Raw genomic sequence first — 19,207 nt, forward strand, 5'->3', positions numbered from 1 at the left:
GGAGGCGGCGTGGCTTCCCGTTATATGGGACGCCATCAAGGGCATGGAGTATCTAAGCTTGTCCTCGCCAGTGCCGCCGCTCCCAAGATGACCCAATCGGAGAACTTTGCAGACGGTCTGCCGACAGAAAATGTAGATGGACTTATTCAAGGCGCCCTTCAAGACCGGGCTGCCACCGTTCAACAAGTAGGCCAGATGTTTCTAGGGGAAAACACGAGCGATGCCCTGCGCGCCCATTTTCAGGATATGGGAATGGCCTCCTCCTCTCTTGGAATGGTCGGTGTCGCTGAATCGCTTCGTGATGCCGATCTACGCCCGGACTTGAAAAGCATTACCGTGCCGACTGCCATTTTCCATGGGACGAAAGATCAATTAACACCGTTTGTATTTGCGGAGCATATGAATAAAACAGTGGAAAACTCTTTTATTGTCACGTTTCAGGAAAGTGGCCACAGCACGATTTACGATGAGCCAGAGACCTTTAATAAAGAACTTTTAGCTTTTTTATCTTCGTAATTCATTCAAACAAGAGGCTCTCCTAAGGCACTGCACCCCAAACGTTAGAGTAAAATCTACATTTTGGGGTGTTTGCTTTGGCTATGAGCGACATATTTAAAGAACAAGCGGTTCAGGAGTAGCTTTTTAGGCCTTGCTTGACGATAAACGATTGACTCAAACCTATGGAAGACCCTCGAGTACACCGATTAAAGAATGAGTCTTTACCTATCGAACCTTGGGCAGAACGGATGAAAAAGAAAGACAACTAAGACAGTCTGCTCTATTCCCTTCAAGTGGGATGTTTTATACTGGGGAGAACGTCAGAAAAGTGCGGATTTATAACGATAAGCGTAATTTTCGGACACTACCTCGTGTGGAGCAACAATAAAGCTGCTTCTATTACAATCGAGTTGTTTCTTTCGCAAAAACACCCATAAAGATCGCTTTTTCTATATAAATATCCACATTCTTGTCAAAATTCAAGACAGCCAAGAAGAAAAATAGGTCTATCACCACACTTTGACTTTGTTAAAAAACGCTTATACATTAGATTGTATCTATTTACATAGAAAACCTCGTTTACTATACTCCTTATGTACTCCCCTTTTAGTTTAGGCTGTTCTAACGCATGGAGTAGCCTAAACATATATGAACAGTAAAGGCATGATATAATTGCTATATCATGCCTTTTTTCTTTGTGTTGTTCCGCTTTTTTGCCCCCGTGCCCTTGAAGAAAAGCAACAAACACGCTTGGATTCTTAAAAGTTACCCCATGGGCAAAAAACCTGGTTAGGAAAAGAGTAGAAGAAAAGCGGGCCGAGGCAGGCTTGTCTGTCTCGGTCCGCTTGCTTTGTTATCGGATCACAGAGTGGCCTGGAGTACAATCTCCCCTTCCGGCAGTTGATTGCCCGGGTGCGGTTCTCTTGTAACGGCGACGGCATCCCAGGTGGCGTCCCTTTCGGTTAAAGGAAAGACCGCCCCACCACGACCGTTCTCATCCGTTGTAAAGGCACCCGCCGGGATCGGTGACTCACCTTCAAATAACCAAACCTGATAGACTTCATTTCCTTCCAGTCCCGCAAGTTCCTGCGCCTGCACAAGCAGTTCCGTTTGGTTTCCCGATTCTGCAAGCGTTGCAATACCGGTCCCTTCGGTATCTTCAGCCGGCTCCAGGTTTGCCGTTACCACCGGGCTCGCCGTCCGGCTTTCCTGCTGCTCCATGGCTGTCTCTACGGAAGTCAGTTCTTCATCCAGCTGTTCATTCTGGGAAGCCACCTGCTGAAGCTGGGTGGCAACAAAAACGTTGGCGCCTATCGATAATAGGAGGCCGGCTGCAAGCAGGCCGCCGATAAGACCATAGCGTTTATTTTTCGTTCTGCCCGTATATACCGCTTTCGGTGCGCGGGATTCTTTTTTGTCTTCTGCCAACACCAAGCCAAGCACCCGTTCTTTCATTCCTGCAGGAGGATCGACGGAGGACAAAACCAAGGCCGGTTCTGCCAGGAGGTCCTCCCATTCCTGCAGCTCTTTTCTTCCTTCTTGATGGTGTGTCAGCTCCTGTTCAAAGGTTTCTCTATCTCTATCCGAGAGCTGATGGTTCAGATAGTCCAGAACCATATCATAGTTAGTAGTCACGTTCCATCTCCCTCTCCACAGCGACCATACCCTTCAGTTTTTGGAGCGCCAGCCGGAGTCTGCCTTTTACGGTTCCAAGCGGAATATCACACGCTTTCGCAATCTGGCTCTGCGACATCCCCTGGAAGTAAAATAAACAGATCATCCGCTGCTGCTCGTCCGGCAGTTTATGAATAACGGCCTGAAGCTCGGTCCGCTCTTCCTTCGTCTCTATTTCTTCTTCGACGGAAGGCATTTGTTCCTGGACCGAATCCCGTTCTTCCCATTCATAAACCTCTATTTTCTTTTTCCGCAGATGATCAATGGATGCATTGCGCGTAATCGTCAACAGCCAGCTCGAGAATTTGCCGCGGGACTCGTTGTAGGCCCCCGCCCCTTTTCCTCGCCACAGCTTAAAGAATACATCCTGCATCACTTCCTCTGCCGCCTGCTTATCGTTGATCATATTGTAAGCAAACGAGTACAATAGGCGTTCATAGCGGATGTAGAGAATTTCGAGCGCTTCTTTATCCTGCGCTTGAATTCTCTTGTATAGCTCCGCATCGGTTTCTGGCGACATGTGTTTTCCCCCCTTTTGTTTTACCTAAAACATGATGCAGCCGTGTCAAGGGGGATATTGTGTACCTATGTAGTATACGGATGAAACCCCTGATTGGATGCTTATGACATAAAAATAGGCAAACGACCGTTCTCTTTCCACCAGATAGCTAGATGGTCCCCCGCCGTTCCTACTCCCCTTATCCATTAAGCTATTTTTTCGTCCGTTCCTTTTTTTCTTTTGGATCCTTTGCTGCTCATGGAACAGGTCTTGGTGTGGCAGGACGAGAGACGAACCTACTCCCTGCTTTCGTCTTTCTTATAGTATCATGTTCCCCAAAAGGTGATCCACTTGAGATGTTTTTACGTTCTCTTGGGAAAGGGGGGAAGAAGATTCCCTCCCAAACGAACGAAACGAAAGAAGGAAACCATCATGAACAAACAAACCGAATGGGCGCTTGTTGTTGGTCGAATGATTCTGGGAGCGATTATGCTCACGCACGGCGTCAGCAAATTTATCGGCCTGGATGGCCTGTTGGCTCAATTTGATGTCTTAGGGTTTCCGGCCGCATTAGCCTATGTCACCGTGTTTGTGGAAGCCGGAGCTGGAGCGACGCTCTTACTGGGTATCTTTGTCCGCATCTCTGCTGCTTTGCTTGGGTTCACCATGGCCGGAGCCATTATACTGGTCGATTTTCAATACGGCCTGATTCAGGGCTATGAACTGCCCCTTGTGCTGCTTGGCTTATCGGCTGTTTTAACGCTGGTGAAAACACGAAAAGGGGCTTTGTATCCGGCCTTTCATCGACCGGTGTCAACAGAAAAACACAACTTCCCCTCCGGGGAAAAAAGGCGTTCTACTCAAACGAACGAAACAAAAAGGAGCATCTCATGATCTCTCACCCGCAATGGGCCTTTTTGATCGCCCGAGTTGTCACCGCCATTGTTCTCATCGCCCATGGTTTCGATAAATGGGGGGACACGACCGCTACGATCGAACAGTTCCAAACCTTTGGGTTGTCTCCTCTTGTTGCCTACGTCACTTCTTTGGTGGAAATCATCGCGGGCTTCATGCTTCTCGTCGGCCTTTTCGTCCGTCTTAGTGCTGCCCTGTTGGGGGAACGATGCTTGGCGCGATCGTAGTACAGGGGCCCAGCGGCCTCATCGGCGGCATGGAACTTCCCCTGGCTCTGTTCGGACTATGTTTGATCGTGCTTGTGGCCGGGAGCACCAAATGGGCGCTATACCCAACCTTTCGAGGCCAATGGTAGGTCTTTCGGTTTATATCACCAACAATGACCTATGGAAGCGCTTTCAAATACGTGCTAAAGTTACTCTATGTAAGTAAAAATAATGGGAAATTGGAAATCATACCAGCTTTTATACTCTAGAGAAAGGAGGCCCATCCACCGTCCCTCCAGTCGCACTCAACCAACAATCGAAAAGGGGTTTTCTAGTATGAAGAAAAAAGTTATGGTACCAGCGTTAGTTTCTGTATTTGCCGTCACTAGTTTTGCGGGCACCGCATCCGCCGCTCATGAAGGCCAAGCTTTTATGGCAGATTTAACACCGGACCAGGAGGTTATGGACGTTGAAAGCGAAGCGACGGGAGAGGCCCATATTCAAGTAAGCGAAGACGGGGAGTCTCTGGACTACACGGTGGAAGCACATGATCTGGATGATACGATGGCAGGACACATTCATAGCGGCGCCGTAGGCGAAGACGGCCCCGTGGAAGTCTTCTTATTCGAAAATGAAGAAGGAATGGACTATGACGGCGAAGTCGCTACGGGCACATTGACCGAAGACGATTTAGTCGGCGACATGACCTGGGAAGAGTTTTCCGGGGCGCTAGTAGCGGAGGAAGCCTACGTAAACCTGCATACGGAAGAGTATCCGGATGGAGAAATCCGTGGCCAGGTGGAGACTGTCTCTGAAGACGAAGCAGCAGCTATGCCAGACGAAATGCCGCAAACAGGCATGGGCGGAGCGAGTAACGATGGCTGGATGACAACCTTCTGGGCCAGCATCACCGCCCTTGTTGGTGGCGCAGCGGCTCTCTTTATTCGAAAGAAAAACCAAGCATAAGAACCAACGGATCAAAGAACATCCCAAGGAGAAGAGCTTTCGGCTCTTCTCCTTTTTTCTCTTTTTTTGTAAGGTATAGAACCATACGTCGGGAAAGAAAGACGTGCCATGATAAGAAATCAAAAAGGGGGCTTGAGGATGAAGAAACGTCTACCGATCGCTGGTTTTTTTCTCTTGCTGCTGACGGCCTGCGGTGGAGATACTGAAGAACCAGAAAGTAGTGCCGGGCCGGAAGAACTGTACCTTGGCAGCTGTGCCAGCTGTCATGGGGAAAATTTAGAGGGTACCACCGGCCCCGCTTTAGCCGGGACGGGTCTATCGGAAGAAGCCGTTCGTTCTAAAATAGAAAACGGTGGAAGTGGCATGCCAGCGGATATTTTAGAAGGCGACGAAGCCAATAAGGTGGCTGCCTGGATCGCCGAGCAATAGGGAACCGCAGCGACGAGACAAGCGAACAAGCCCCCGCAAAGACGATCTGTCTTTGCGGGGGCTTGATTTTGTTTCCTATCTCCCGATTCGGCTACGATTAGCAAAAATGCTCTGCCCACCCACCGGCTCCTCGTTTAGTCGGTAGACTCGGACGGTTCTGATTCCTGGCCGTACTGATCGACCGTCGTCACGTAATAACTATGATCCGCTAGATCCGGCGCACTATAGCTTTTCCGTTCGTGGTCGCCGATACTCGCCACTTGTTCGGTGTTTCCTGCTTCATCGGTTTGATAGACGCGGTACCCGGCGATGTCGTCCTCGTTTCGCACCGCATGAAACGACACGTGGCTGGCCGTCTTCTCGACAGCGGTAGGCGCTTCCGGCGGTTCACCACCGCTTTCAATGGCCTGCCTGTCTTCGTCCTGCAGCTCCGTATACACCACCAGCCGTTCATCGTGTGTCCCTTCGGCTTGATCAAACGTGCCCGTACAGGTAATCAGGTTTAGGTTTCTCGTGTTGGATGCGCCAAAGATCTCCTCCAGAGGCGCATCCTTGCGGTCATAGCTTTCCGCTCGCTGGACCACAAACGTTAAAGTCTCTCCTTCGTCATCGGTGACCTCGATCTCGTCTCCCGCTTCCAGCTCTTCCAGATCATAAAAGATCGCGGGCCCGGTTTTGCTATCGACGTGACCGGCTAACACGGCATTGCCCTGTTCTCCCGGGGAGACGCCGGGCTCAAACCAGGCCACCCCGTTTTCCGTTGATGGCACGCCCATCTGCCCGTTTTCCAACACACCCACCGGCTCCAGGTCCGCCGTAATATCGATAGCCGGTACTGCCAGCGATACCGGATCCGGTCGCTCTGCTTCGGTGTCTCCCGCCTCGGCGGCGACCGCTTCCGTTTCGTCGCCGACGGAGGCAAACTCTTCTTCGATCTCCTCGGAAACCGGAGACGCCTGTGGTTCTATGGATGGCGTAGAAGCGCTAGCCGGTACTTCTTCTTCGGTCATGGAGGGCGTATCAACAAACACTTGAAAACCGGAATAACCGGCTACTCCTAGTAAAAGGAGCATCACAGCCCCCATCAGCCATTCTCGTTTCTTGGTTTTTTTTCTTTTGTCCATTCGTGGCATCTTTTTCTCTCCTTTCTCCCCTTCGCTACAGATTTTTGTCTATAAGTTATCGATTTTGGGAGAACGTTTTCTTTTTAGTCTACTATAAACCCTCGAGCAAAGAGAAGTACTCCGTCTTTTCTCAGAAGAAACCATCCCGTCCCCGAAGAAAACAGGATGGTACGCTGGATTCTTTTCCATGGAAAGGTTTTTTGTTCCAACACGGGTTTGCTGGTACGTAAACCTCTCCTATTCGCTACCATGCACGAAACCATCACATCTTTTTTCGAAAAGAGTGATCCAGAAGTTGTTTTCTACCGTATACCTACTAGAGGAAAATAATATTTTCTTTATTAGGTATAAATAACCCTATATGTTTGTCTTTTTTAGGTCTTTCTATTCGTTATTTTTTTATTTAATAGGAAATAAGGTGTAAAATAGTCTTTTGTAGGGTATCCTAAGAAGGAGATTCATATTTTCTATCCGAACGAAGAGGAGAGATACACATGAAAATGAAACGTACCGTCGCAGGAGCGATGAGTTTAACTTTATTAATGCCCACCGCCGCTATGGCCGCTGATCACGAGGAACAGGCCATGGATCCAGCCATGACAGGGGCCACGCCAGCTTCCGATTTACGAGCCGACCTGGATTATTTACTGTCGGAGCATTTTGCCTTAGCCGTAGAGACGATGCAGAAAACATATGACGACGCACCCGATGCTCAAGTAACGGAAGATGCCCTGTACCAGAACTCCAAAGACATGCTTCCTGCCATTGAATCCGTGTATGGCGAAGAAGGAGCCGCGGAGTTTGACCGTATCTTCACCAGCCATAATGATTACACCGACGATATTGTCGAAGCTGCCAAATCAGGCGATGAGGAAGCACGCGCCGATGCCGAAGAAGAAGTCGAAGAGTTTGTCGTCGAATTTTCGACCTTTTTAGCCGGTGCGACCGAAGGAAACCTTCCGCAGGAAGCCGCGGAAGAAGCGATTAGAGATCATGAAATGGATGTGCTCGACACGTTTGACAGCTACGTAGCAGGTGATTATGAAGCCGCCTACACTAGCTATCGCGAAGGTTTTGCTCATATGTTCGACATCAGTAAAGCGTTATCAGGAGCGATTGTAACGCAAATGCCGGAGCAATTCGAGAATACGTCGGTGGACACCCCGGCCGCGAATCTTCGTTCGACGTTAAACCAATTAGCGTCCGAACACTTTGCACTAGCAACATTGGGCATGCAAAAAGGCGTGAACCAGTCGGACGATTATGACTTCGTAACGTGGGCGGAAGATCAAAATACGGCTGACTTCTCCGCCGCTGTCGCTTCGGTCTATGGCGAAGAAGCAGGCGATCAATTTGCCACGCTGTGGCAGCCGGATCACATTGACGCGCAGGGCGATCTTGTGGCCGCCGAATTAGAAGGCGATGAAGAAGCTCGTACGATGGCACTGGAAAACATTGATATGTTCACTACCGACTTAGGAGCGTTCCTGGGCACAGCGACCGAGGAAAATCTTCCAACCGAAGCGGCCCAGGAATCCTTCGCATGCATGAAGACAAGTGCTTGCTACATTTGATCAGCGCGTCGCAGGAGATTATGAAGAAGCGACCGGCTCGTATCGAGAAGGCTTCCAGTTTATGTTCGGCGTGGGTGAAGCACTGGGTGGCGCTATTTCCGCCCAAAACCCTGACGAATTTGGTGGCGAGGAAGCAGCTATGCCTGAAGAAATGCCACAAACCGGTATGGGTGGAACCAGCAGTAATGGCTGGATGACCACCTTGTGGGCCAGCGTGACCGCTCTGATGGCCGGTGGCGCCGCTCTCTTTCTTCGCAAAAAGAAAAACGCATAACGATAACGCACCAAAAATCTTGGGAACGGAGAGAAGAAGAGCTGCGGCTCTTCTTCTTTTCTTTATCCAAAGGAACAACGAGCTAGATTAAAAAAGCACGCCATTCATTGCAGGTGAATAATTATGTAACGATAGAGAGAGAAAACAAAATAGCCGACTAGAGGATCCAACATCAAGAGCCCTCTCCAGAGGAAAGGAGGAAAAAGCCATGCCTCAGCCCACCATTCTTTTTCATTTCAACGATGGTAGTGTATTTGAAACCAAGCAGGTCAACGGCACCTATGATGAATTATTCGCTTTATTAGAAAAAGGAAAACGATTAAATGCTCCTTTTGAGGAGCTGGATACCAACGGAAACGCCTTAAATAAAACCGTAAACGACATCAAGAGTGTGGAAATCACCGTCTAGGAAAGGGAGTATAGGGAGCCCTTAGATAGGGTCTATAGGGTCGATATGGAAAACAGGGTCTAAGAACCCGCTTCGTTTCCTTCTATTCCGCCTTGGTACAACAGCCCTACGCTTGGCTCCCCTCGCCCATAGGATAGACATCAAAAAAGGTCGCCGCGTCGGTGATGACCTTTTTTTGTTTGATTTCGTACGAAAGAAATGTACTAGTTCTTCCGTAAACGCTTCTTTTTCTTCAAAGAAAAGACTATGGCTGCTTTTTCCAAAAGAAACCAGCTTAAGGATAGGAATAAAAGGTAATCATACATTTCTTGAATGTATCCCGTTCAAACAGATGTTTCTTCTTTGATTAACATAATCCAACTTATCAGTATTTAACGAAATAAAAAGGATAGAAGGTGCTGATCAAAGCGTCTTCTATCCTTTTCCAGTTTGTAAAAAAGTTATAACTTTTAATACAGTATCTATCTATAATAAAAACATCATTTAAACCGATCATGTAGAAACATTGATATTCAGCATTTTTCTACTGAGCTTTTTAAGTCTACCCTATTGAATCACAGCAACTTTCTTATGAAGTTGATTTTCATCTTTATTCAATAATTTTTGACATAACTGTTAGTTGAGGTTGAAAGCCATATTCTTTATACATTTTCTCTGCTGGGTTTCTTACTACAATTTTCAAATCAATCATCTCTATATCATTTCTTTGAAATTCGCTCATTGCCCAGTCCATTAATAAACGTCCGTATCCTTGGCTTCTATATTTTTTATTCACATATAAATAATCTAACTTCCCATTTCTTCTTTCAAAACTAATTTTACAAAATCCAATGACTTCTCCCTCTAGTAATAAACCATTGACTATACTTGAAGACTCTTTTATTTGTTTTTTTATAGCATTCAACGTTTCTTGATATGATTTTAACGGATAAATACCATTAAAATTTTTCGATACAGTATTATGATAAGTAGCTAATTCTATTAAACAGTTTTCTAAAAGATCAATCTCTTCTATGCTCAATATTTTCTGATCCAAATGAAACAACTCCCTTTGTAATCTTTGTTTATTTATATAGTAGTTTATTTCCAGTTACAACCAGAAACTATTTTTTAATGTTTTTAACCTCCCTCTATATCGCTGTTAAACAGCAATATAGAGGGTTTTATAATCGAAGTGATGGCAGTTTACACTTAGCTTGATATGGTCATCTGTTTGCTCGTCTACGTGTACCCACCAACCAGAAGGCGACTCCGTTAATTCTTTAGCAAAACTATAAAGAGGAATCATTCTATTTTCATGAAAATTTACCGCATTATCATGAGCATAATCATCGGTTAAAATCATATCTGTATGACCTTTCGTTACCTGCCCGGCTAAAATGGCTTTTGCTACTTTATTAACTGTCCATTTTGTAGAGGTATTTACTTTTTTGGGTGTATGAAATGGACTAAAAATATCTTTTGCTTTATGCTCGTTTTCTTTTATGATTAAGTCCTCCTGTTCTGGTGTTGGCAACTGGTCGGGATGATATAAAAGAGTTTCGATAATCTCATTATCCGTTAGATTTAAGCTTAATAGATAGTTTTCCAATGGCGGTTCCTGATAGTCTCGGAAGTCCATAAATATGAGCATTACTTCTTTTACGGTTTTCCCTTGTTTCATGGCATCGGTAATATCTCTTACAATCAACGCATTTTCCCGGCGACTGATCTGTATTTGTTCCTTTTCGATATACACCATATCCTCGTATAAACGTAAGTCCTCTAGTTCTCTTCCAGAATTATTTAATGCGTTCAAGTCTTTAAATGTTTTCATGATTTATTCATCCTTTCGGGATTTTCGTTTTTTCTTGCTAGGCAAATAGGGAACCAAAGCTTTTTTTGCTTTGTTGCGAAGCAATTATCCTGCCCTTACAAGACTGTCAAGGGAACGGTTCTCGTGATTTCTCGCAAAAGTTTTTAGCGCAGCGGTTTAAAAAGTTTTGAGAGAAACCCTTGACCGAATTGTGCGGTTCTTAGGACGTAACGGGGGAAACGGCGACAGCCGGGAATATTTGCCCCGGTTCGTCCTTAGAACACGCAGGGCATGGATACATTGCCTAGCGCAAAGAAAAAATGGCACTAAAAAAGAACACGCCGGGGCGTGTTCTTTCCTTTTGTCTCTTAAACTTTTGATTTCTTCTTTTTACTGTCGCGGGCAAGAAAGAAATAAGACAGGAACGTACAAGCCCTCAAAGCTCTGCTTTGATAGGGATTGTCGTTCACGACTTATTTCCTTGTACGGTGAGATGCGTGGCCAGCTTCAAGCGACTTTTGCTTGCAGCTTGCTTTGCAGACCCGAAGGGCAGTCCATAATCTGTACTTATTCGTTTTATTATCCTTCTTAAAAATATAAAATTTATATTATACTCTCATCTAAAAAATCTTTTTCAATTGGCAGTATAATAGAACATAACACCTAAAAATCATCATACTAACATGCGAAAAGAGGTATTTAATGGATAATCCAAAAGACAGATACGAAAAGATATTTACTAATGTAAAACATAGATTAGCGGTTGAACAACAACTAAAAAAAGCTAACGATATGATTAACAGTCCAACTTACACTATGCTCAAAAAACAGAAGAAAGCATATGATGATATTTCTAATAATCCTGGTTTAGCTATGATCGAAAAACGGAAGAAAGCTTATGACGATATTTCCAATAGTCCTGCTTTAGCTATGATACAACGTGAAGAGAATTTCCGGAGTCTAATAAAAAATAGTTCTGGTTATTTCATCAATCGACAAATAATTGATTTACAAAAAACCTTAAACAATCCTGCTTTTATTATGATTCAACAGCATAATAATATTTTTAAACAGATTAAAAATACTAAATTAGAATCCAACGAAATTTATATAAACCATATCAAAAAAGTATTTAACAATTCTGTTTTATCTATGATGGCAAAGCAGCAAAATAACGCAAAGAATATATTAACACATCCTAATTTTTACACAATTAGAGCATATCAAAATCAAATGAAAGAAATATTTAATGATGATTCTTTACGCATTGTGGAGAAAATCAGTAGCCATTCTACCTCTAAATCTGAGTACAGCAACTACTCTCCTGAATCACTGATAGACGATTTTAACTCTCTATACGAGGAAATTGAAGATATAGAAAAAAACGGAATGAAAGAAGAATGGGATGAAGAAGTTATAGAAAATATCTTTCGTATTAAGCAAAACATTGAATTTATACATTTGTTGAATAGAATTATTAATGTTGTAAGTAATAAAGACATCATAATGAGTGTACTTACTGTAATAAGTAGTTTAATAACAATTACCACTGTTTTTTTACCGGAAGAACCTCCTGTTGAAAAAACTGAAATAATACAAGAAATTCATATTCATATGTACCCAACTAATTACAAAACAACAGAAATTGGTAACTATAATCTCAAGTCTAATAATAGTTTTGATAATCAAATTCAAAAAAAGCAGTTTGAAGAATTCATCAAACAAAAGTAACGATTTTATAAAAAATAACTATAAATCTAAAGACCTCTCTGCTCTATCTTTTTCATCCTGCGTAATAATAATATAGCGCAACGTTTCTCGTGTACTGCTGGGATTTAATAATTCCATCTTTTAATTTTGCCTACGTCTCGAATAGCCTCTACCGCTTTCATAACCTTATATGATTACAATGCATACTATGACATATTCAAAAATTAACTTTATTACAGACAAACAGCAAAAAACGCCAAACCTACTGCTACAGTAGAGTCTGGCGCATCTTAACGAATGTGACACAATACTAATGGATTTTTGAATTTCTCCAAGTGAATCATGACTATCTCCTTTACTTTCGATTTTGAACTTAATAATTCTTTTTATCCCTTTTTTTTGTCCTGGTATTGGGTTGTCGCTGTCATGGACTTGCCCAGAAGCTGACAGGAACCTACAAGCCCTCAAAGCATTGCTTTGCTAGGGCTTGTGGTTATAGGGTATTTCCAAGTCCAGTGAGCTGTATCATGCGGCTTCAAGCATTGGTTGCTTGTGACCGCATGAAAAAAACGCAAGGCAGCCTATATTTAAATTAACAAACTTGTGCTACATTTTGTTTTAACATTTCTTTTAATGACTTTGCATTATGACCATTGAAGCACCTTCCGGGGCATATTTTTAAAATCATAAGCTATAAGTAACCTTTTATAATCAGTTTTGCCTTTTTAGCCGGGTCAAAATGTTTTATATAGTATTCTATATCTGCTAATGATATTCTATCTTTCATAATACCTATAAATATTTCATATTCTCTATTACTCATATTTATATTTTCATTTTCATCATTCATTTTTTCTCTTTTTCCATTACAGTTTTGATTTTATTTTTTTGTATATCTTTTAATGTTTCTGCTGTATCTAGGTTAGGCTGAACTCTATTAAAACACTAAAGAGGAAGAAATTTACTATTTTGTGCTTCTGTTTATCTATTAAACTCAATAATTAATAGTTCGATTCTTTAATTAATTCAAAGTAAATCGTAATTATCTCAGCAATAGGCTTATAATCATAATTAATAGTATTTTGTGAACTAATAACTAAAAATTTTTTATCGTTATTCAGTGATGCAACATTTTCTGTAAAATTTAACTTCTATATTTTTTATTATTTTAAATGCGGTACTCCCCACCATTATAAGTGTACATAATAGTTTGCTACCATAAGTCATTATCTATTTCTCCAATTTCTATCGAATACTATCTTTGTAGAGAAAACACTTGATATAATCGAACGTGATACCAATTAAGAGAAAAGACGGTGAAATTTTGGAAAACAACCTACATAAGAGTTTTATAGATTTAATTAAAGAAATAGATAAAGAAAAACATGAGCAAAGAGACAGAGGAACTTTATTTGAAATATTAATTTCTACTTATTTAAAGCACGAACCAATGTATAAACGTTTGTATGATGAGGTTTGGATGCTAAACGAAGTACCGGATTCTTATGATATTCCGAAGATTGATACAGGTGTTGATCTTGTTGCTAGAAAGCGAATAAATGGTAATCTAGTAGCTATCCAGTGCAAATTTTATTCAGAAAATACAACCATTCGTAAAGAACACGTAGATTCATTTCTAAATGAGGTAGGGAAGAATTATTATGCAGAAGGCATGATCATTTCTTCTACGGACAAATGGAATCGAAATGCAGAAAGTGCGCTAATAGAGCGAAGCAAAAGCATCTCAAGAATTGGACTTGAAGATTTAAAAGAAAGTAAAGTCGATTGGTCATCCTTTTCATTTTATGATTCAGTCCCTGTGAAACTGTTGGAAAAGAAAAAACCGAGACCGCATCAACAACCTGCTATTGAAACCGTAGTTAACGGTCTGAGAGAACATGACCGTGGGAAATTAATTATGGCTCCAGGTACCGGTAAAACCTACACGTCAATGGCCATTGCAGAAGAATTAGCAAAAGAAAAGACGGTACATTCCGAGTTCTATATTTAGTGCCAAGTATTCAGCTTCTTTCTCAGACGCTTAGAAGCTGGTCAGCCGACACTAACCTTCTTATGGATTCTATTGCTGTGTGCTCCGACCGAAAAGTAACCAAAGAAAATAAAGAAACCGGTATTGGCGATATTTCAACTGCTGATATTGGTTTTCCAGCCACAACAAACTATGAGAAATTGCTCTCATATCAACAAGAAATAGACAGTAAAGAGGAAAAAATCGAGTTTTTAACTGTATTTTCTACATATCAATCTATAGATGTTATTGCTGAAGCACAAAAGCATGCTTTTTATGAGTTTGACCTTGTGGTATGCGATGAAGCACACCGCACTACAGGTATTTCTGCCGAGGATAACGGCGATGTTAGCATGTTCACAAAAGTTCATAGTAATAATAATATCAAAGCTAGTAAAAGGTTGTATCAAACCGCAACCCCTCGTATATATGGAGAGGATGCACGCAAAAAAGCTGCCGAGAAATCTGTGCTATTAGCAGATATGAACGATTCAACAGTTTATGGTGAAGAGCTTTATCGAATTGGGTTCGGAGATGCTATCCGAAAAGGTATTTTAACGGATTATAAAGTCATGGTATTGGGTGTTGACGAAAATATGATTGCCAGACGCTTTCAGCAAATGCTGGCAAGAGAGCAGGAGTTGGAGTTTGATGACGTAACAAAAATCATTGGATGCTGGAATGGACTTGTTAAAAGAAAGCATAATTCAGACGAAACTCTAGGTAATCCGATGAAACGAGCCATTGCATTTGCAGGCACCATTAAGGAATCTAAATTGATTTCTAATATGTTTACAGATGTTGTTGATCAATATATAAGCAATAGCGACAGTCTAACGGGTACGTATAAAGTTGAAGTAGACCATGCGGACGGGTCAATGAACGCTCTAGAAAAAAATAAGAAAATTTCATGGTTAAAAGAAGAAGTGCCAGTGAATACGTGTCGTATATTATCAAATGCCCGTTTTTTAACGGAAGGCGTAGATGTACCAGATCTCGATGCTATTATGTTTTTAAAACCTAGAAAGTCAAAGATTGATATAGCTCAAGCAGTTGGACGTGTTATGAGGAAAAGTTCAGGAAAGACTACGGTTATATATTTTCCGATAGGGATACCAGCTGGAGTTGAGGCTCATTCCATACTTGATAACAATGAAAAATATCGTGTTGTGTGGGATGTATTAAATGCTTTGCGATCACTAGATGAGCGCTTTGACGCAACTATCAATAAACTAGAACTGAATAAGAAAAAACCTGATCAAATAGAAATAATAGGGTTGGGGATTCTCCAGATGAAGGTCTGACACCCACCAGAGATTCTGAACAAATTCCTTTGATATTCTCTGACGATGACTTAACCGATCTTGAACGTGCTATTTATGGAAAAATTGTTCAAAAAGTTGGTAATGTGCGGTATTGGGAGCAGTGGTCAAAGATGTAGCTGAAATTGCTCAACAGCATATTACTAGAATTAACGTTATGCTCGAAAATAAGGATAGTGATGTTTATAAAGAATTCACAAAATTTGTGTCAAGTTTACGTCATAATATTAATGACTCGATTCTGAGGAACAGGCGATCGAAATGTTATCACAGCATTTAATTACGAAGCCAGTCTTTGAAGCTTTATTTCAATCTTACAGTTTTGTACAGAATAATCCTGTTTCACAGTCTATGGAATCTATTTTGAATGTGATGGATAAACAAGGTTTAATGAAAGAACAGGAGAAATTGGAAGTTTTTATGAAAGTGTTCGTGTGAGGGCACAAGGTATTGATAATTTACAAGCTAAACAAGAGATTATCGTGCAACTGTATGATAAGTTCTTTAAAACTGCATTTAAGGAAACAACGGAGCGCCTAGGAATTGTTTTTTACGCCAGTTGAATTAGTAGACTTTATCATTCATTCTGTTGATGATATATTGAAGAAACATTTTGGTAAATCTTTGACAGATGAGGGGGTTCATATACTTGACCCATTTACTGGAACAGGAACATTTATCACTCGTGCGTTACAAAGTGGGTTGATTTTAAAAGAAGATTTGCTTCGTAAATACACTCAAGAACTCCATGCTAATGAAATTGTGTTGTTAAGCTACTATATCGCAGCTATAAATATAGAAGAAACATTTCACAATTTAACAAATAGTGATTATTTGCCTTTTCAAGGAATTGTTTTAACGGATACATTTAAAAGTGCAGAACGTAACAACTCTTTTATAGATGAATTGTTTAATGAAAATAATGAACGATTGAAGAAACAGCAAGAAGAATCTATTTTTGCTATAGTCGGGAATCCTCCTTATAGTGCCAGACAAACTTACGATAATGACAATAATAAAAATACTAGTTATCCGATAATTGATGAGAAAATTAAAAACACTTATGTAAAATATTCGAGTGTTACAAATAAAAACACGCTATACGATCCACTTGTAAGAGCATTTCGATGGTCAACAGACAGGCTTGGGTCAAAAGGTGTCATAGGTTTTGTAACAAATAGTTCTTATATTAATACTCATACAACCTCAGGAATCAGAAAAACTTTTTATGAAGATTTTAATTACCTTTATGTAATTAATTTGCGAGGCTCGGTAAGAGGACGTTCTGGAGATGATGCTAAACGTGAGGGGCAGAGCGTTTTTGATATTTTAACAGGTATTTCAATGTGTTTTCTTGTTAAAGATGGATCAGATAAACATGAAATTAAATACTTTGATATTGGTGATTATTTAACAAGAAAAGATAAGTTAAGTAAAATAGCCAACCTTAAATCTATTGATAATGTGAACTGGTCTGTTATCACTCCAGATAAAAACAATGACTGGATAAAACAACAGAATGATAAATTTTCAAATTTTGTCTCAATTGATCCCAAGGAGTCTGGAATTTTTATAATGAAATCTCTTGGAGTGAGCACAAACCGCGACGCTTGGGTATATGGATTTTCTAAAAAAAGTGTTACTGATAACGTCAATCGAATGGTCGAGAATTTTAACTCAGAAATAGATCGCTTGAATAAAGTTAAAGATAAGGAATCAAGAATATCTCAATTAAATTCAGATCCTAGTTTTATTAGCTGGAGTCGTGGACTGAAGCAAGTATTTCAAAATCTGAAAAAATCGATTTAAACCCAAATGAGCTTAATATCCACGTCTATCGTCCATTCACCAAGAAATGGTTGTACTATGATAAAAATATTATTGAAATGTCGAGAAAATTTAAAAGAACTTTTGGTGATAATAATAAAGTAATACTAGTTCCAGGTAATGGCTCTAGAAGAAGTTTCTCCTGCTTAATGATTGATGCGATTCCTGATTTAAATATTTTTGATGCAGGATCACAAGGTTATTCATTATATAATAAGGAAACGGTTTCTAAATTGTTTGAAAACGATAATAACAACATATCTTCAACAATCTCAAAAGAATTCGGTTTATCTACGGATGATATATTTTATTACACTTATGCTGTAATGCACTCAGAAGATTATAGAAGAGAATTTGCAAATGACTTAATAAGACAGCAACCTCGTATTCCAAAATTGAAAAATAAAGATAAATTCATTGATACTGGACGAAAGCTTGCAAACTTACATCTGAATTATGAATCTTATCCACCATATGAGGGAGTTAAATTTGAAAGTGCAGTAAATCCTTCATATAAAGTCATTAAGATGAAGCATCCTAAGAAAGGTATGCTTGAAAAAATTGTTTTTAATGCTGACATAACTATTACAAATATCCCTGAAAAGGCTTATGATTATGTTGTAAATGGTCGCCCTGCGATTGAATGGATTATGGATCAATATCGAGTTAAAAAGGATGAAAAGTCAGGTATTATAGATGATCCTAATAAATATTCCAGAGATGAAAAGTATATCTTCAATTTACTTCTTCGCATCATCAATGTGTCGGTTCAAACAGTTGATTTAGTTGAAAATTTACCTCCATTAGAAATAATTGAAAGTTAATAAAAGAAGGCTTAGGTGTATAATAAAATACCTAAGCCTTCTTTTATTTTATTATTATAAAGTTCTTTGATTAAACTTAACAGATGATGGAGAAAAGAACACGCCTCGGCTTGTTCTCTTCTGTTTTCTATTGGCCTGGCACTGGTTTTTTCGCTCTCATGGGCTTGATTATAATCAGACAAGAACCTATACTCCCTCAAAGCTTGGCTTTAAAAAGGCTTGTGGTTATCAGATGCTTCCAGCATTTATTGCTTGTGGCCACATGAACAAATCCGAAGGGTAGACCCTTATTTTAACCCTTCTATAAACAATCTTTTTCATATGTGAAGAGTATATAATAGTACTAATCTTATTGAGAGAGAGGTTTTACTATGTATTACAAAACGATTCATTTATTCGATGTAATAGACTTCTCAAATATTGATTACGATATCCTTATAAAAACTATTAAAAAGTCAAAAGTACACCTCGGTTATATACAACATGAACCACGTAAAAATGAATATTACACAAAGTACTTAGAACAAAAAAAGCAAGTATATTACTCTCATTTAGAAGATAAAGAATCAAGCTCTCCATATACTACTTGTAATAATTGTAGTTTTCTTAAACATAAGAAAGCGTAAAAATTTAAGAAATAGAAAAAACCTCTCTTCTAAATAGAGAGGTTTTTTCTATCAAAAGTTCTTGAAGAAACACTTTTATGGTCGACAAGCAGCGGGCTTGTGGTGTAAGACCAGATGAGTACTATAATAAAATAGTTACTTAATTATCATAGACAATTAATTAAAAAATGTAAATAGTTTTTCATGAAGTCTAAAAATTTTCACATTATAGAACAGTAAAAAGAAAAAAACAAGACTTTTACAGGAACGCACGTTCTTATAAAATTAGTTAAAAAGGAGGAGTAGATTGAAATTTCAGGAAGAATACCCTCAAATCTATAAAGAATGTTCGGAAGCGAAAAGTACCAAAGAGGTTTTACAGATTTTACGTAATCATTCAGATCAAATAGAAGATAAATATGGTTTTGGGTTTCAATCTAAAAAGGATAAAAACCATGACAAGAACGATTATGCTTCTGGATATGCAGTCTTTCTATGCGAGCATTGAAAATTACACCTTTTTAACG

21 protein-coding genes and 1 pseudogene are annotated in these 19,207 nt (G+C 40.3%); 15 read left to right on the forward strand and 7 right to left on the reverse strand.

Annotated elements, in window-relative coordinates; genetic code table 11:
- Nucleotides 1-516 (forward strand): alpha/beta fold hydrolase (locus MMY81_RS20910; protein ID WP_252314372.1); only part of this gene is annotated, 516 nt, incomplete at its 5' end.
- An 843-nt stretch (nucleotides 517-1,359) separates the two neighbouring features.
- Here MMY81_RS20910 and MMY81_RS20915 read toward each other — a convergent pair.
- Both MMY81_RS20915 and MMY81_RS20920 read right to left on the reverse strand, forming a co-directional pair.
- On the reverse strand, nucleotides 1,360-2,133 hold the full coding sequence (locus MMY81_RS20915) for an anti-sigma factor (RefSeq protein WP_252314373.1): 774 nt from the start codon (nucleotides 2,131-2,133) through the stop codon (nucleotides 1,360-1,362).
- The gene (locus MMY81_RS20920) at nucleotides 2,123-2,692 is read right to left on the reverse strand and encodes an RNA polymerase sigma factor (protein ID WP_252314374.1); all 570 of its coding nucleotides are present in this window, start codon (nucleotides 2,690-2,692) and stop codon (nucleotides 2,123-2,125) included. Before MMY81_RS20920 ends, MMY81_RS20915 begins: the two co-directional genes overlap by 11 nt.
- Nucleotides 2,693-3,103: 411 nt before the next feature.
- Here MMY81_RS20920 and MMY81_RS20925 point away from each other — a divergent pair, with 411 nt between their 5' ends.
- The 4 genes from MMY81_RS20925 (at nucleotide 3,104) to MMY81_RS20940 (ending at nucleotide 5,187) form a co-directional block, all read left to right on the forward strand.
- Nucleotides 3,104-3,565: a DoxX family protein gene (locus MMY81_RS20925; protein WP_252314375.1), complete on the forward strand. Its 462-nt coding sequence runs from the start codon at nucleotides 3,104-3,106 to the stop codon at nucleotides 3,563-3,565.
- Nucleotides 3,562-3,813, forward strand: coding sequence for a DoxX family protein (locus MMY81_RS20930; RefSeq protein WP_252314376.1), 252 nt, complete (start codon nucleotides 3,562-3,564; stop codon nucleotides 3,811-3,813). Before MMY81_RS20925 ends, MMY81_RS20930 begins: the two co-directional genes overlap by 4 nt.
- A gap of 315 nt (nucleotides 3,814-4,128) precedes the next feature.
- On the forward strand, nucleotides 4,129-4,758 hold the full coding sequence (locus tag MMY81_RS20935; RefSeq protein ID WP_252314377.1) for a CHRD domain-containing protein: 630 nt from the start codon (nucleotides 4,129-4,131) through the stop codon (nucleotides 4,756-4,758).
- A 138-nt stretch (nucleotides 4,759-4,896) separates the two neighbouring features.
- Nucleotides 4,897-5,187: a c-type cytochrome gene (locus tag MMY81_RS20940; protein ID WP_252314378.1), complete on the forward strand. Its 291-nt coding sequence runs from the start codon at nucleotides 4,897-4,899 to the stop codon at nucleotides 5,185-5,187.
- A gap of 134 nt (nucleotides 5,188-5,321) precedes the next feature.
- On the opposite strand, the gene MMY81_RS20945 is transcribed toward MMY81_RS20940, so the two are convergent.
- A complete protein-coding gene (locus tag MMY81_RS20945; protein WP_252314379.1) occupies nucleotides 5,322-6,320 on the reverse strand; it encodes a class F sortase in 999 nt (332 codons plus the stop codon).
- Nucleotides 6,321-6,805: 485 nt separating this feature from the next.
- Between MMY81_RS20945 and MMY81_RS20950 the strand changes: the two genes are divergently transcribed.
- From MMY81_RS20950 to MMY81_RS20955, 3 genes are all read left to right on the forward strand, one after another.
- Nucleotides 6,806-7,885, forward strand: a complete 1,080-nt coding sequence (locus MMY81_RS20950) for a copper amine oxidase (protein ID WP_308215425.1) — start codon at nucleotides 6,806-6,808, stop codon at nucleotides 7,883-7,885.
- Complete coding sequence (locus MMY81_RS34385; RefSeq protein WP_308215426.1) at nucleotides 7,869-8,159, forward strand: hypothetical protein; 291 nt, start codon at nucleotides 7,869-7,871, stop codon at nucleotides 8,157-8,159. Before MMY81_RS20950 ends, MMY81_RS34385 begins: the two co-directional genes overlap by 17 nt.
- A 208-nt stretch (nucleotides 8,160-8,367) precedes the next feature.
- Nucleotides 8,368-8,568, forward strand: coding sequence for a hypothetical protein (locus MMY81_RS20955; protein ID WP_252314380.1), 201 nt, complete (start codon nucleotides 8,368-8,370; stop codon nucleotides 8,566-8,568).
- 589 nt (nucleotides 8,569-9,157) lie between these two features.
- On the opposite strand, the gene MMY81_RS20960 is transcribed toward MMY81_RS20955, so the two are convergent.
- The gene (locus MMY81_RS20960; protein ID WP_252314381.1) at nucleotides 9,158-9,604 is read right to left on the reverse strand and encodes a GNAT family N-acetyltransferase; all 447 of its coding nucleotides are present in this window, start codon (nucleotides 9,602-9,604) and stop codon (nucleotides 9,158-9,160) included.
- Nucleotides 9,605-9,709: 105 nt separating this feature from the next.
- The gene (locus tag MMY81_RS20965) at nucleotides 9,710-10,384 is read right to left on the reverse strand and encodes a hypothetical protein (protein ID WP_252314382.1); all 675 of its coding nucleotides are present in this window, start codon (nucleotides 10,382-10,384) and stop codon (nucleotides 9,710-9,712) included.
- A gap of 681 nt (nucleotides 10,385-11,065) precedes the next feature.
- On the opposite strand from MMY81_RS20965, the gene MMY81_RS20970 reads away from it, so the two are divergent.
- Nucleotides 11,066-12,094, forward strand: a complete 1,029-nt coding sequence (locus MMY81_RS20970) for a hypothetical protein (RefSeq protein ID WP_252314383.1) — start codon at nucleotides 11,066-11,068, stop codon at nucleotides 12,092-12,094.
- Between the two features lie 670 nt (nucleotides 12,095-12,764).
- Here MMY81_RS20970 and MMY81_RS20975 read toward each other — a convergent pair.
- Nucleotides 12,765-12,923: a hypothetical protein gene (locus MMY81_RS20975; protein ID WP_252314384.1), complete on the reverse strand. Its 159-nt coding sequence runs from the start codon at nucleotides 12,921-12,923 to the stop codon at nucleotides 12,765-12,767.
- 474 nt (nucleotides 12,924-13,397) lie between these two features.
- Between MMY81_RS20975 and MMY81_RS20980 the strand changes: the two genes are divergently transcribed.
- The 5 genes and pseudogenes from MMY81_RS20980 (at nucleotide 13,398) to MMY81_RS21000 (ending at nucleotide 18,075) form a co-directional block, all read left to right on the forward strand.
- Nucleotides 13,398-14,084 carry a restriction endonuclease gene (locus tag MMY81_RS20980; RefSeq protein ID WP_252314385.1) on the forward strand — a complete coding sequence of 229 codons (687 nt, stop codon included), beginning with the start codon at nucleotides 13,398-13,400 and terminating at the stop codon, nucleotides 14,082-14,084.
- On the forward strand, nucleotides 14,084-15,406 hold the full coding sequence (locus tag MMY81_RS34390) for a helicase-related protein (protein WP_252314386.1): 1,323 nt from the start codon (nucleotides 14,084-14,086) through the stop codon (nucleotides 15,404-15,406). Before MMY81_RS20980 ends, MMY81_RS34390 begins: the two co-directional genes overlap by 1 nt.
- A gap of 175 nt (nucleotides 15,407-15,581) precedes the next feature.
- Nucleotides 15,582-15,862: pseudogene (locus MMY81_RS35610) on the forward strand (hypothetical protein).
- A gap of 105 nt (nucleotides 15,863-15,967) precedes the next feature.
- Nucleotides 15,968-17,233: a type ISP restriction/modification enzyme gene (locus MMY81_RS20995; RefSeq protein ID WP_252314388.1), complete on the forward strand. Its 1,266-nt coding sequence runs from the start codon at nucleotides 15,968-15,970 to the stop codon at nucleotides 17,231-17,233.
- A 17-nt stretch (nucleotides 17,234-17,250) separates the two neighbouring features.
- Complete coding sequence (locus MMY81_RS21000) at nucleotides 17,251-18,075, forward strand: type ISP restriction/modification enzyme (protein WP_252314467.1); 825 nt, start codon at nucleotides 17,251-17,253, stop codon at nucleotides 18,073-18,075.
- 11 nt (nucleotides 18,076-18,086) lie between these two features.
- On the opposite strand, the gene MMY81_RS21005 is transcribed toward MMY81_RS21000, so the two are convergent.
- Nucleotides 18,087-18,257 carry a hypothetical protein gene (locus MMY81_RS21005; RefSeq protein ID WP_252314389.1) on the reverse strand — a complete coding sequence of 57 codons (171 nt, stop codon included), beginning with the start codon at nucleotides 18,255-18,257 and terminating at the stop codon, nucleotides 18,087-18,089.
- 730 nt (nucleotides 18,258-18,987) lie between these two features.
- On the opposite strand from MMY81_RS21005, the gene MMY81_RS21010 reads away from it, so the two are divergent.
- Entirely contained in the window at nucleotides 18,988-19,188 is a 201-nt protein-coding gene (locus MMY81_RS21010) for a hypothetical protein (protein WP_252314390.1), read from the forward strand.
- Nucleotides 19,189-19,207: the final 19 nt, after the last annotated feature.

The organism is Sinobaca sp. H24 (genome assembly GCF_023845525.1).